The following is a 12898-nucleotide window of genomic DNA, read 5'->3' as shown; positions in this document are numbered from 1 at the left end:
GACGTCATTCTTTTCTAATTTGTATGATCCAATCCACATGGTTATTTATTCTTACAAACGCACCAAAACTCCACCATTTATTAAGTGGGCATTGAAACCTTGTAAAAAAGCCCCTAAGTGTGGGGCTTAAGCCTAACAACATTATTGTAGTTGGGTTTTGGATCTGTTCGTTGTTTTGTTATATCTGAACAAATATCATCAATCATGTTAGAGGGCAGGCTTATGTCACAAAATAAATCTTCAATAAAATGGGGATTGTTTTTCCTTAGATATTCTATGCTTAAGGAAATTATTTTTGGTTTTTCGATAGGTATTTCATCGTCTAAAGGCTCATTCAACCTCCATTTATTTCTGCTAATCTGTTGTCTTAAATGCAATGTATGGCTGTTTGAAAACAAATTAATTTGTTCGGCTCTATAAATTATTGCTTGTAATGAAACTTTCCAATGTTGTTTGAGCGAAATTAAATAATTTAAATTAGATGCAGCCATATCTAACGCTAGACCATCTTCAGGTATTAAAAAACAGCCAGCAAAATAATTTGCTTCTACTTCAATTCTTTTATGATTACTAGTAGAGGAAGTTGAGTTTTCATCATATAAGGAATGCATTAGTATATGGCCTAATTCATGAGCTATATTAAAGCGCAGACGGACACTTGACTTTTTTGCTTTGTTCAATAAAATATATGGTTTGTCGTCTACTATTACCGTGTGGGCGTCTATTTTGGCGTTATCTAAATCTGCAAAAAAAACACCAATGCCAAGTTTTTCGCATAATAGTGTCATGTTACCGATTGGCCCGTTACCCAATCCACACGATTTCCTCATGCTATCGGCTAATAACTCTATTTCACTAAAGTCAATTTGTCTAAATTCCTCCTGAACAAGACTAAAGGTTGGCATAGAGAATTGAGGTAAATTAACTTTTGATTCTAAGTATTTTCTTAAACCTGAGTAGATTTTTGTATAACCTTCTACTTGTATTTGGTATTTTTTCGGTACTGCGGCTCCTTTTCGAAAGAAATTAGGACTATTTCTTTCTCCTTCAGTAAAAGTTTTTGAAAAGAAGAAACTTCTCGGAAAATCAAATACGTCAACTATTTTTTTTAATCTTTCCTCGGAAGGAGTCTTATTACCATTTTCGTAATTTGAAATCATTTGGTGAGTTACGCCGATTTTTTTGGACAGGTCAGTTAATGTCATACAGTGTAGTTCTCGTGCTAATTTTAATTTTTCACCATTAAATCGGAAATTACCAAAATAGATAGCGTTATTGTTTTCACTATCCTGCTTATACATTTTCCTCACTCTTTTCGATGTATTCTTGTAGCTTGTTAAAGTCGAAATCAATTTCTTCCGTTTTGGTCTGTATAGTATTAGTGTCTTGAACTAGTGTTAATTCTTTTGATATCTCCACTTTGTCAATCCATTTTCCGTCTGTACCAGGTATTCCAATAACTACAAATTGGGGTTTCATTGTTTGATACCCGTGATTAAGCTCAAAATAAGTTGGTTGTTCGGTAATGATTTCAGGTTCCTGTATGTCATCAAATTTTATGTAGGAATTAAAAGATTGGATACGCTTATTTCTGTAAAAAGCCTTTCTCCCAATATTGTTTTTGCTATTAACTTGATTAACACAAAGTTCAAGCTTTCTTTCCTGGTCAAATAATACAAAATAACGCGCTGAATGATTCTTGTTGTATTTTATTTCATAATCGTAAGGAAGTAAACCACTTTCTATGTATTTTATAATGGAATACTCTACAGCAAAATTCTTTAAATAAGAAAGTAAATCTTTCCCCCTTGATTTTGAGTAATTAAGGAAGTTTGTGTTTTCTTTCGCATGTATAGCCATTTCATATCCTTTATTCACTGCCATATTAAAGTGAACACGAGTTTGTTGCTTAAACAAATTTTTAATCATCTTTTTTCCAGAATGCGCATCTTGTATTATTATTTCCATCTAAAAACCACCTTTTCATGTCTTTGCAACTATTATACAATATTATTTAATTTCTGCAACCTATTATTGTTTAAGAATAATTTCCACTTCCCCAGACAAATCCTCACAAATCCGATCACATTCCTTTTTACTAGGTGTATCTTTATATGCATTGTATCGCACCTCAGACATTGCGCCACCAAACCAAATATGATCCTCATATTCCTCCAGTTCCTGCAATGATTCGAATCCAATCAAGTGACCATCTATAATCTTTTCCATGATAATAACCCCCTCATAACTATAATCGAATTGCGCACCACAGAAAGTGTCATCTTTCCGAAATAAAATTTATTTTCCATAATTTAACCGTATATGTGTTCGCGTTTTGTGATATAATAAGAACAAACGTTTCTAAATGGAGGTTTTCATATGTCAATAAAACCTGGAGAAAGACTAGAAATGATTTACATTGATCACAACAATAAGATCACACAGCGCACAATTAAGGTGCTGCGATCAAATGAAGATACAGTACTTGCCTATTGCTATACAAAGAAACAAGTGAGGACATTTAAAGTTGAAAATATATTATCCACACAACCAATTAGAAGAATGGGGGCTTAATGATGAACAAACTTACACCAGGCAGTAACATGATGTGGGAATCGAGTCGGATGATGCTACCGGAGCATAAAGCACGAATTCGACAGCATCAAAAAGAAATGATGAAGAAAACAAAGCCGATCTTAGACGATCAACAAAAATTAGAGATTGGATATAAAATTCAGTGTGCATTACATAATGATCTGACTGTAGAAATTAAGTATTTTTCGGATGGGGATTATCTGACTGTGAAAGATAAGCTGCAGATGATCGATACGCGTAAAATTAGGTTACGTGAAGGTAAGGAAGTAGCATTTGATGATGTGTTGGATGTTTATGTGGATTAAGCCCCTCTACTATGTGGAGGGGTAAATTATATTGAATTTATTTTCAGTCAAAACAAAAAGCCTTGTGTATCAAGGCTTCATAATGCTTCCTGCAATTCATGCCATTCACGCCCAAACATACGTGCATGTCGTTTTGTCAGAAAGCTGTTATCATATTCAGATTTAACAGGTGGCGACATATGACAGATAAATGCAGGCTGTATATCTCCATCTGCTCTAACGCTAATAATCGCATGGTGGGCGGGTGTTTTATAGGCTTCTTCTAAAGGTATAACATCCTCAAACCGATGTTTGGATAGATCGAATGTTTTGGTGTGATCGTTCATAAATAAAAATTGCTGCACACCACCACCTTGTAAATTTTCCTGTAATGATTGTGGAAGCTTATTCCAATGGTGGAAGGCGTATATGCCACCCAATCGTTCTTTCCTGCCTTCTGTGCCAATTCTACCCATCAACTTTGTTAATCCTTCACTTGCGTATTGTTCCGGTTCATTAAATACCACAAAGCAACCATTTTCCTGTTCTTCTTTAGTCATCAGCAGGCGCGTCATGAACGCTTTTAAAGTGATCCAATGCACTAAAGTTTTAACAGCATGTTCTCCTAATCCTCTGCCATTAGGAACACGTATAATAACCACTTTACCTTCCTGCATCCATCGCTTAAAATCAACTTCCGGTATTGGATCTTGGGCAAAAATGTCATATAGCCGTTCGTTGCCAAAGAAACGATTAAGCCTAGTTATGATTGCATCACATTTATTACCCAATTCATCGTTATCTCCCCAGGACAACAATTCTCTAGCGAGCCTTACATTACCATCATTCATTAATTGTTCAATGCGTTCGGCTCTAAAATTGTCATCCTCGATAATACGTTTTATGTTATACAAATTACCACCACTTGCTTTCGCCGCATCTGTTAAATATTTCTCTGATCGGCTTAACCCTTCAATCTGCATAAAGTCAATCATTTCATCAGCAAAGCGGCTTGATCCGTTTCTCCCTAAACCTTTTACTACTTCCGTTAAATCCATTGGCACAACATAATCCTCGTCATTTAAATCAATGTCAATAATCTTTTCAGGCGGTAAAGCATCTCTAATGCCGTCAGCCATACCACGTTCACCTTCCTCTACAATTGCATCTGGAATGATAAAGCTAACATTGTGCTTTAAATTTGCATCCACAACCCAATTTTTAATGGCAGTATCTTTACCTGCACCCTGCCCGCCTATAAATGTATATCCTCTATAAAAGTTATCTGCATTGCTAACAGGCATATAAACGGGTATCTTTTCATCCTTAACCTCCGCAACTCCTAATTCGATGCCATTTTTATCTCTCATTGCGTTTGGTATCTCAACCTCAACACGTTTTTTGACAGATAGCGCATCAGCATATTTGCGTTGCAAGTCTTTGTTAGGCATCTGTAAAGCAAGTTTTGCCATTTCATCAGTACTGATCAAATTAGGATTGGTGTCTGTTTTGGTTTGTTTGGATAGTCGTAAAGAGTTTAATTCATTTATTACTTTTTTCTTACTTCTTTTAGATTTGATCCTTACTCCTTGTAATTCGTTTGATTCAGTTAGATCAGCAAGACTTAATGATAAAGTTTCACTCATAGTGTCCCTAGTTAATCTATCTTTTGAGTGCGAAGCAACACGAATTCGACTTTTAAAAACAGGTTGGTTGCCTTTCTCATGACTAAATCGTGTGGAATGTATTTCGTCATGTAATTTTGGTTCCTCAACAATCTTTTCTTTTTTAAAGTCATTGTCGCTTTTAAAAAACACATTACTAAACGCCTGGAAAGTATCGACTAGCAAAGAATTGATTTCATTGATCACGCCAGCTATCCCGACTTTAGCGCCATTAACCGTCCGTTTTCCATTCAAATTAGCGCGCTGCGGTATCTTCCCTTTACTTGCCTTTTCATACGCCCACTGTGAGGTTTTAATCCATTTCTGGCGATTCTCTGCTTCATTTGAGATACTTAGACGCGCTATGTCTCCATCGCTTTCTAATTCGTCAAGGGTATTAAGTATGTTTGCTATTGGGGTTTTTGTATCGGATGTATTGGTGTTTAGGGTGAATATGTCGTGTTTTAAGTATTTCATTTCCTGTACTATGGTATTTTCATGCGGGATGTGCAGATCTTCTATTGCGGCTTCTTTAAAAGTGACGCTTATTTTATTTTCTATTTTCCGTTTTAGCTTCTTTGCTTGATATTCGCTTGTAGCAATGTAGAATTCAATCTTTTTCTGTCCGTTTTCTTGTTTGAAAAGCACATCGAACCAAAAATAATCTTTTTCGCGAAAAGTAAATTTAAAGCCGTCACGCTCTAATCTGCTCTTTGGTGATTCATACATTTCGTACATTTTATAAATCGCTTTCCACAGGCGCTTATTATTGTCTGTGACATCGGCGTGCGGGATGATTCTATAAACGATTATTTTATTTTGCTCGACTTGAAAAAAGTCAGACCATTTTATTGTTTTGATTCGCTTGAATCGACTTTCTTTAATTTTTGTCGGTTCTTTATAAATAGCAGGTAATTTGCTACCCTCAATAAAGCGAACGTCCTTTTTTGCTTCTTGTTTTTCTTTTCGTTTTATTTTTCCCATTATCTTTAATCCGGCTTGGTAAGCGGAAATTTCTTCCGGTGTCTTTGGTTCTTTGCCGGCCAACCTAAACGCCTTCATTGCTCTGTTGAAGTCTTTGTTCAATTATGCCCCTCCTAAAATACATAATCCAAAAATCATAAACCCCGCATAGATAGCTAACACTTTCATCATTCCGCCTTTTCCTGTCATCGCGCCCAGTATCATCAAAGCCCCGGCTAACATCGTGCCGTAACCCATAATGTCAGGAAGGAAGGTAATTAAAAAATCCCATATAACCGTTGCTCCTTCCCAAACAAGTTCAAAAAATCCACCTACAACATGATCTGTTGCCCAATCTGCGCCACCTTTCAAACCTCCTAGAAATTCCTGAAATAATGGTTTCGGTTCCTCGATTGCCGTAGCAAGCACCATTTCGCTTCCGTTGAATAAAAATTTCATGTAAACCCCTCCTATATGCCTTTCAGAAAGTCTCTTATATCCACAGCGTGACGTGCCAAGATATATCCACAACAAACGCCTATAAGTATTTCGATTGCTTTACTGCGGTGTCCTAATCCCCATGCAGCACCTGCAAAAATAATCACTAATACAACGCCTGCGTCGAAAGCATTCATGATAGCTTCGTGAACATTCCCGAACATCCCATCAGCGGTAGAAGCTAAAGCGGTTTTTGGAATTAATAAAGCCACAGCACCGATGCCAATTGCATAACGTTTAATGCTTGGCTTTTTCCAATCGCCTTTCATAAAATCATTAAAATTGATCGATTGTACTTTATTCATAAACTTTTTACCCCTCTCATGTATTAAATTTTTCAAAACAGGACATGCTAGAAATAACAACATTGAAGGGATGATTATTATGTTTGTTGCATCTGTAATTATTGGCTATGGTATTGGCTTAGCCGTCAATTCTTTGGTCGGTTAAGTTTATCCCTTATAACTTCCATTTTTTCTGAAGCTGTTAATTCTCCCTCTTTCTTAGCGCCTTCTGATTCATCAGATTGGCGTTTTTCTTTTTTATCGATGTCGGCAAGTAACAACTTTTTTACATATCCACTAAAATTTCTGCGTTTAATTGCTTTCAACATTTTCTTGTCGTTTTCGTTGGTAATATTAAAGCTGACACTTTTTATTATTTTGTTGCCACCCAAATTTAAACCCTCCAATCGTTTTATTAGTACATGGTATGACCGGTAATATCGATTTAGAACAAAAAAATACCAGACAATTTAAAACGTCTGGCGAAAATTTATAATTTAGTTAATAACGCGTTCCGTTACTTAACTATATGCAGACGAATTTTAAAATATGACTAATAAAAGGTAACAAAAAAGTAACGAATAAAATGAAAAAGAATGAAAAGCGATTAATAAATTAGATCGTAAACCCAAAAAAAGCATGTATAACACGACAAAGTGAATCAAAATTAATACCAGTAAATCATTGCTCATATTGACATGATTTGGCGCGGGAAATAAAGAATCAACTCTGCTGTTCTACACATAGTATAATTAGCAATCATTTTAAAGGAATGGAGGCTAATGAATGATCACAAAGGAGCAATTAAATAGATGTAAAATGGCATTAGTGGAACGACAAAATCAACTGATTGATCATGTACAGGATCATTTCGGTTTACAATATGAATTTTCTCAGGAATCAATCGGGGAGTTGTCGAACTATGATAATCATCCAGCAGATCACGGTACTGCACTGTTTGAACGAGGGAAGGATTTGGCATTAAACGAACACGCTGAAGAAGAACTTGAGGAAATAAATGAAGCACTCCATGCAATTGAGGAAGGGACATATGGCATCTGCACTAAATGTGGTAAAGATATACCATTTGAACGCTTAGAGGCAATTCCGACAACGGACGTTTGTATTGATCATGCGTCAAATGATACTTTCGAGCATAGTCGACCGGTGGAAGAAAAAGTATTTAGTCCGAATATAAACCCTAATGATGCCGGTGACGAGGTTGAAACAGGTTATGATGCAGAAGATGCCTGGCAGGATGTAAGTCGTTATGGTACCTCAGATTCCCCCTCCGATATATATGGCGACCAAGAAGATTATAATGACGTGTATCCGAATAGTGATGAGAATATTGGTGCCACAGAAAACGTAGAAGAGTTTTTAGCTGCCGATATAGATGGTAACTACAGCGGTGTAACCCCAAACCATAATAAATATGAGAAAGAACTTGATGAATGAAAAATACACAAGTCAGTTTGAGCCGCTACTGACTTGTGTATTTTTATGGAGGAAAAAATCGTAATAAGAATGAAACCGAATGAGTGATTATTTCGTATTACATAGAAAGGAGAGTGGATACAATGGAGGAAAATAAAGGATGTATCAAATGCGGCAGTACGGATGCAGATAAAAAGGAAGTCGCGATGACTGGCACGGGATTATCAAAGATGTTTGATGTACAAAATAACCAGTTCATTGTTGTTTACTGTAAAAACTGCGGATACTCGGAATTTTATAATAAACAAAGTTCAGCAGGAAGTAATATTTTTGACTTTTTCTTCGGGTAAAAAGCAAAAGGGTTCTTACCCAAAAAACGGTAAGAGCCCTTTATTATCTTTTCCAACCTAATACCCACCAAACATTCCACCTAATAATGTACTAAGTATTGATTCAATGAAAGATTGGATAAAAAATCCGAATACAAGTAATGAAATAAAGTAAATGCCTAGCAAAACGTAAATCCGATCAAATCCAACAGCTGGTTGTTCCAGCAAAATTAGTGTAGGAGCAATTAACAGAGTACCTAATACGCTAATTAGAATAAATAGTGCTGAAAGGGATGTGAGATCGACTAAAGCAAATAAAAAGCCAACTGCGAATAATAGTAAAAATGGAATTAAATAAGCCCCATATTTTGCTAATACATCCGTAAAAGTTAAAGCCTGTGCAGCGAATTTCACCCCAGCAAATGTTAATGCAGCAACAAGCACAAATAAAATGATGAATTCAATTAGGGGCAAAACAAAACTGTCAAAAAATGATATTGATGGCCCGCCGAAAAACCCTGTTGGAATGGTACTTATGGATAAATGATAGCCTAAAGCAATTAATAATGAAAATATCACAATGGTTGCTATACTTGAAATCAAATCGTTGCTATTTGCCTTTTTTGCCTCACTTGGACTTTTGACGAGTGTTACAAAAAAGTGACCGAAATTTGCTCCAGCAGTCTTGAGTTTATCTACTGCTTCATTTGATTGGTAACTTGTTTGTTCTTGATACTTTTCTTGGCTTTGTGGGTGAACATCATTGGTGTTGATTGTTGGATCAGCAGCTGCTGCATATTCATCATTAGGCAATTGAGCACCACAATTTGTGCAAAATTTCCCTTCCTCTGTTTGCTGTCCACAATTAGAACATTGCATTACATCACTTCCTTTTGCATGGTATTGTTCTTCTAGTTTAGTATACTTTCGACAAACTTTTCAAAAATCCTTTATAAAAGATGAATTCCGTATATAAAAATATATTGGTTGACGAAAGTACACATTACAATTATTATATCGATTAATTACAAAAAAAGAAGGAGATTCCCCTTCTTTTTAAGTTAAGCAAGAATGAATAAGAAAGACTCCGGCACCTGCTCAATGGATAAGGCGTTGCCGAAGTCTTCTCAAGGTTGCTTATTATTTTGTCTCTCTCTCGATAAGCGTTAATTGAATAGTCTTTTGCTTGCCGTTTCGGTAAATTTCTAGGTTGATTTTGTCACCAATATTTGTTTCGGAATACATGTATTTTCGTAAATCTAATAAAGAAGTTATTTTCTTATCATTAATTTTTGTTATAACGTCAAACTGCTGTAGTCCTGCCTTGTCTGCGGGCGATCCTGCTTCAACGTTTGCAATTACCATACCACCGTCAACTTTTTCTGGAAGCTTTATATTTTGACGATATTGCGTTGGAACTTGATCGATCGATGCCGTGCTAATACCGATAAATGGACGTGCTATTTCGCCATCTTTTTCGAGTTGTTCCATAATAGGAATTGCTGAATCAATTGGAATGGCAAATCCTATTCCTTCTACCGCTTCTTGGGCAATTTTCATCGAATTAATTCCAATCACTTCACCATTTTCGTTAACTAAAGCACCACCACTGTTTCCTGGGTTAATTGCTGCGTCTGTTTGAATAACTTCGGTAATCCAGTCTGGTTGGCGATCACCGTTTGTATCAATTTCAATGTTGCGTTGCAGACCACTGATGATTCCTTTCGTGACGGATCCGGAAAACTTCATGCCTAAAGGATTACCAATCGCTATAACGGTATCACCAATTTGTAAATCATCAGAGGGTCCTAGTTTTGCTACTGTTTTAATCTTACTACCGTCGATTTGTAAAACTGCCAAATCTGTTAGAGAGTCAGCTCCTAATACCTTGGCTTTTATATGCTCCTCATTATTAAGAACTACATCAACTTCTTCAGCACCATCGACAACGTGATTATTCGTCACGACATACGCCTTTCCGTCATCTTTTTTGTAGATAATTCCTGAGCCTGATCCAACTTCTTGACTAGGTGACCAAACACTTTGTTGTTGCTTATTGATAATACCAACTACAGCTTGGGAAGTTTCATCTATATTTGAAGCAATATTAGTATCATCAGAAGCAATCGTATTAGAAATTGCCGGTTGAGCTTGATTATCACTGCTTGAGCTTGACTCATTGTTACCGGTGTTACTAGAAGAATTAATTGGAATCATATTAGTAGTGAATAACGCAGCAACAATAACTGCGGAAATAATTCCGCCAATTACTCCACTTAATAATGGATGGGATTTAGATTTTGGCTTGTTATTCACTTTATTCCCTTTTGAAGGCTTGGTTAGGCCAGGGTCCTTCTCTGCATGGTAGTGATTTTGGTCCTGCTGTGCTTGATTTGCCTCCTCCATTTCATTAGTTGGCTGTTGACTATTTTGTTGTTCATCTTGATTATGACGTTCCATTTAAATCACCTTCTTGAATAATTAATATTACAATGATTATTGTACATAGTTGGTTTGGAAGGAATTTAGAATAAATGTAGAAAAAGTATGGAATTCTCTTTTCATTGTTCTTATTCCCTGTTTTGTGTAAAAATAAAAGTATATCAAAAATGCTGTTTAAGGGGGCTTCCAAATGAATTATCATATTGGTGTTGTGGAAGATGATATAAATATCCAAAACATCGTATCTGCTTACTTGAACAAAGAGGGGTTTATGGTAACGGTACAAGACTCTGCTGAGGATGCTTTTGAATTATGGCAAACACAGCCCCCAGATTTGTGGATCTTAGACATCATGCTGCCTGGGATGGATGGGTATGACTTTTGTAAAAAAATCCGTCAAGAGAGCGAAGTCCCGATTATCATTATTTCGGCAAAGGATGAAGAAATTGATAAAATTCTTGGGCTAGAGCTTGGAAGTGATGATTATTTAACGAAACCGTTTAGTCCGCGTGAGTTAATTGCACGTGTGAAACGTTTATTAAAGCGGACAAAGTTAACATTGGAAACAAATCAACCAACACAGGAAAAAGTAAAAGTAGAAAATTTATTAATATATAAGAATGATCGACGTGTTTTTTGGAATGGACAAGAACAGGAAATAACTACAAAGGAATATGACCTGATTTTATTGCTAGCTGAGAATGTAAACAGGGCTTTTTCCCGGGAAGAATTATTGGTAAGTGTATGGGGAGAGGACTACTTTGGCAGTGATCGGGCGGTCGATGATTTGGTAAAGCGAATTCGTAAAAAACTGGATGGTATCCAATTGGAAACGGTTTGGGGTTATGGGTATCGTCTACGTTCTGAAGAGGAATAGGTATGAAACTTCAACATCAGTTAAACGCTGCATTTACTACATTATTACTTGTTATTTTGGCTGTCACAGGGTTTGTGATTTACTCCTTAATACTCGATCTATTGGTTCAAGATGAGCAGCGGCAGTTAAAGCAAAAGGGAGAAATCCTTGTCAGTATTCTAAACGAGGAATATGGCGCACAACAAAATATTCAGCAATTTGGTGACTTCCTACAAGACAGGGATTTGCAACTATTTATGTATGACCGAAAACAGAATAGAGTCTTGGATTCAACTATGTCCAAACGGGTTGAAAATGGTTTTTTTGCAAATAATGATTTTGCTGATCAAAGTGAGGAACTATGGGAATATGGTAATGACAAGTATGTAACCTCGAGAATTTTGTTTTATCCCAAAAGTACAGGACTGGAGCTGATTTTATTAACTCCATTAAAAGATTTACAAGTGGTGCAGCACGATTATTTTCAACGGTTATTAATTGTCTTTCTTATCGGGGCTATTGCAGCGATTATATTGAGTTATTTTCTTACCAATAAGTTAGTTACCCCCTTATCAAAATTAAAATGGCAATTAAAAAAGGTTGAGAAAAGGCAATTTGATCAGATCGAGCGAATTCAAGCAACAGGAGAAATTAAAGAAGTAGAGCAAAGTGTGTTTGATATGGCAGATGAGCTTCAGCGGTACATGAAGTCACAGCAGGCCTTCTTCCAAAATGCAAGCCATGAATTAAAGACTCCACTAATGACAATCCAGGGATATGCAGAAGGGATTCGCGACCGTATTTTTGATGAAACGGATGAGGAAAAAGGTTTAGAAGTTATGGTGACAGAAGTGAAACGGCTGAAAAAAATTATCAATGAAATGATTTTACTGGCGAAATTAGATAGTGAACAGACCGTTTATCAGCCAGAAAGAATCGATATTTCGGATTTAGTTGATCAAGTGATGGATCGTGCATTGCCGGTTGTTAATGAGCAAGGGATAATGATAAAACATAACGTGGAACCTAGCGTGACACTTGTTGCTGATCAGGAAAAACTGTTAAGAGCGTTGTTAAATATAACATTTAACGGAATCCGTCATGCAACAAATCAAGTAAATATAAATGCAAAAAAACAAGATAAAAAAATCATGATCACCGTTGAAGATGATGGTAACGGGATTCCAGAAGAATTAATTCCACATATTTTTCACCGGTTTGTGAAAGGTAAGAATGGGGAAACTGGATTAGGATTAGCGATTGCACGGGCAATTGTTGAACAATCTGGCGGTAAAATTACAGTAGGGAAATCGGAATTAGGCGGGGCTATGTTTACCCTTTGGTTTACCGAATAGTGTAAAATGCAAAAAATAAGTTTTTATAATGTAGAATTATGTGATATAATAGTATGGTTTGAGTTATCTCACCTTAATACGCAGTTAAGATATCGTCATATAATTTAAAAGCTTAACTGCCTAATCAAGGTCCGATTCGTTTAACTAATAGTAATGGGGGGTACCCATTACATGTAGTTTTACTTTATTCG

The 12898-nt window shown here is 36.2% G+C and carries 15 protein-coding genes; 6 read left to right on the top strand and 9 right to left on the bottom strand.

Features of this window, described 5'->3' with window-relative positions:
* Positions 1–113: 113 nt before the first annotated feature.
* The 3 genes from C8270_RS01650 to C8270_RS01640 all read right to left on the bottom strand — a co-directional run bounded on the left by C8270_RS01650 (position 114) and on the right by C8270_RS01640 (position 2229).
* Positions 114–1301, bottom strand: a complete 1188-nt coding sequence (locus C8270_RS01650) for an XRE family transcriptional regulator (protein WP_106494851.1) — start codon at positions 1299–1301, stop codon at positions 114–116.
* Complete coding sequence (locus tag C8270_RS01645; protein WP_106494850.1) at positions 1294–1968, bottom strand: hypothetical protein; 675 nt, start codon at positions 1966–1968, stop codon at positions 1294–1296. Before C8270_RS01645 ends, C8270_RS01650 begins: the two co-directional genes overlap by 8 nt.
* 63 nt (positions 1969–2031) lie before the next feature.
* Complete coding sequence (locus tag C8270_RS01640) at positions 2032–2229, bottom strand: hypothetical protein (RefSeq protein WP_106494849.1); 198 nt, start codon at positions 2227–2229, stop codon at positions 2032–2034.
* A 150-nt stretch (positions 2230–2379) separates the two neighbouring features.
* Between C8270_RS01640 and C8270_RS01635 the strand changes: the two genes are divergently transcribed.
* Complete coding sequence (locus tag C8270_RS01635) at positions 2380–2574, top strand: hypothetical protein (protein WP_106494847.1); 195 nt, start codon at positions 2380–2382, stop codon at positions 2572–2574.
* A gap of 2 nt (positions 2575–2576) precedes the next feature.
* Complete coding sequence (locus C8270_RS01630) at positions 2577–2900, top strand: YolD-like family protein (protein WP_158701562.1); 324 nt, start codon at positions 2577–2579, stop codon at positions 2898–2900.
* A 77-nt stretch (positions 2901–2977) separates the two neighbouring features.
* On the opposite strand, the gene C8270_RS01625 is transcribed toward C8270_RS01630, so the two are convergent.
* The 4 genes from C8270_RS01625 to C8270_RS01610 form a co-directional block, all read right to left on the bottom strand.
* On the bottom strand, positions 2978–5527 hold the full coding sequence (locus C8270_RS01625) for an ATP-binding protein (RefSeq protein ID WP_442785819.1): 2550 nt from the start codon (positions 5525–5527) through the stop codon (positions 2978–2980).
* A gap of 102 nt (positions 5528–5629) precedes the next feature.
* The gene (locus tag C8270_RS01620; RefSeq protein WP_106494844.1) at positions 5630–5965 is read right to left on the bottom strand and encodes a hypothetical protein; all 336 of its coding nucleotides are present in this window, start codon (positions 5963–5965) and stop codon (positions 5630–5632) included.
* 11 nt (positions 5966–5976) lie between these two features.
* Entirely contained in the window at positions 5977–6309 is a 333-nt protein-coding gene (locus C8270_RS01615; protein ID WP_106494842.1) for a glycosyltransferase, read from the bottom strand.
* A gap of 125 nt (positions 6310–6434) precedes the next feature.
* Positions 6435–6680 carry a hypothetical protein gene (locus C8270_RS01610; protein ID WP_106494841.1) on the bottom strand — a complete coding sequence of 82 codons (246 nt, stop codon included), beginning with the start codon at positions 6678–6680 and terminating at the stop codon, positions 6435–6437.
* A gap of 394 nt (positions 6681–7074) precedes the next feature.
* Between C8270_RS01610 and C8270_RS01605 the strand changes: the two genes are divergently transcribed.
* Together C8270_RS01605 and C8270_RS01600 are read left to right on the top strand one after the other, a co-directional pair.
* Positions 7075–7746: a TraR/DksA C4-type zinc finger protein gene (locus C8270_RS01605; protein WP_106494839.1), complete on the top strand. Its 672-nt coding sequence runs from the start codon at positions 7075–7077 to the stop codon at positions 7744–7746.
* A 122-nt stretch (positions 7747–7868) separates the two neighbouring features.
* Positions 7869–8075 carry a zinc ribbon domain-containing protein gene (locus C8270_RS01600; protein ID WP_106494837.1) on the top strand — a complete coding sequence of 69 codons (207 nt, stop codon included), beginning with the start codon at positions 7869–7871 and terminating at the stop codon, positions 8073–8075.
* 57 nt (positions 8076–8132) lie between these two features.
* Here C8270_RS01600 and C8270_RS01595 read toward each other — a convergent pair whose 3' ends face one another.
* Together C8270_RS01595 and C8270_RS01590 are read right to left on the bottom strand one after the other, a co-directional pair.
* The gene (locus C8270_RS01595; protein WP_106494836.1) at positions 8133–8933 is read right to left on the bottom strand and encodes a DUF6574 domain-containing protein; all 801 of its coding nucleotides are present in this window, start codon (positions 8931–8933) and stop codon (positions 8133–8135) included.
* A gap of 261 nt (positions 8934–9194) precedes the next feature.
* Positions 9195–10514 carry a S1C family serine protease gene (locus C8270_RS01590; RefSeq protein WP_234028458.1) on the bottom strand — a complete coding sequence of 440 codons (1320 nt, stop codon included), beginning with the start codon at positions 10512–10514 and terminating at the stop codon, positions 9195–9197.
* A gap of 172 nt (positions 10515–10686) precedes the next feature.
* Here C8270_RS01590 and C8270_RS01585 point away from each other — a divergent pair, with 172 nt between their 5' ends.
* Both C8270_RS01585 and C8270_RS01580 read left to right on the top strand, forming a co-directional pair.
* A complete protein-coding gene (locus tag C8270_RS01585) occupies positions 10687–11373 on the top strand; it encodes a response regulator transcription factor (protein WP_106494834.1) in 687 nt (228 codons plus the stop codon).
* A gap of 2 nt (positions 11374–11375) precedes the next feature.
* Positions 11376–12707: a sensor histidine kinase gene (locus C8270_RS01580; protein WP_106494832.1), complete on the top strand. Its 1332-nt coding sequence runs from the start codon at positions 11376–11378 to the stop codon at positions 12705–12707.
* Positions 12708–12898: the final 191 nt, after the last annotated feature.

The sequence above is a fragment of the Lentibacillus sp. Marseille-P4043 genome, from assembly GCF_900258515.1.
In the GTDB taxonomy this organism is placed as follows: domain Bacteria; phylum Bacillota; class Bacilli; order Bacillales; family Amphibacillaceae; genus Lentibacillus_C.
The sequence above is the reverse complement of the archived record's forward strand: the minus strand, read 5'-3'. Positions and strand labels throughout refer to the sequence as shown.

Excerpts from the sequence above, each read along its gene's own strand:
- C8270_RS01650 (WP_106494851.1), bottom strand. The coding sequence starts at position 1,301 with ATGTATAAGCAGGATAGTGAAAACAATAACGCTATCTATTTTGGTAAT.
- C8270_RS01645 (WP_106494850.1), bottom strand. The coding sequence starts at position 1,968 with ATGGAAATAATAATACAAGATGCGCATTCTGGAAAAAAGATGATTAAA.
- C8270_RS01640 (WP_106494849.1), bottom strand. The coding sequence starts at position 2,229 with ATGGAAAAGATTATAGATGGTCACTTGATTGGATTCGAATCATTGCAG.
- C8270_RS01635 (WP_106494847.1), top strand. The coding sequence starts at position 2,380 with ATGTCAATAAAACCTGGAGAAAGACTAGAAATGATTTACATTGATCAC.
- C8270_RS01630 (WP_158701562.1), top strand. The coding sequence starts at position 2,577 with ATGAACAAACTTACACCAGGCAGTAACATGATGTGGGAATCGAGTCGG.
- C8270_RS01625 (WP_442785819.1), bottom strand. The coding sequence starts at position 5,527 with ATGGGAAAAATAAAACGAAAAGAAAAACAAGAAGCAAAAAAGGACGTT.
- C8270_RS01620 (WP_106494844.1), bottom strand. The coding sequence starts at position 5,965 with ATGAAATTTTTATTCAACGGAAGCGAAATGGTGCTTGCTACGGCAATC.
- C8270_RS01615 (WP_106494842.1), bottom strand. The coding sequence starts at position 6,309 with ATGAATAAAGTACAATCGATCAATTTTAATGATTTTATGAAAGGCGAT.
- C8270_RS01605 (WP_106494839.1), top strand. The coding sequence starts at position 7,075 with ATGATCACAAAGGAGCAATTAAATAGATGTAAAATGGCATTAGTGGAA.
- C8270_RS01600 (WP_106494837.1), top strand. The coding sequence starts at position 7,869 with ATGGAGGAAAATAAAGGATGTATCAAATGCGGCAGTACGGATGCAGAT.
- C8270_RS01595 (WP_106494836.1), bottom strand. The coding sequence starts at position 8,933 with ATGCAATGTTCTAATTGTGGACAGCAAACAGAGGAAGGGAAATTTTGC.
- C8270_RS01590 (WP_234028458.1), bottom strand. The coding sequence starts at position 10,514 with ATGGAACGTCATAATCAAGATGAACAACAAAATAGTCAACAGCCAACT.
- C8270_RS01585 (WP_106494834.1), top strand. The coding sequence starts at position 10,687 with ATGAATTATCATATTGGTGTTGTGGAAGATGATATAAATATCCAAAAC.
- C8270_RS01580 (WP_106494832.1), top strand. The coding sequence starts at position 11,376 with ATGAAACTTCAACATCAGTTAAACGCTGCATTTACTACATTATTACTT.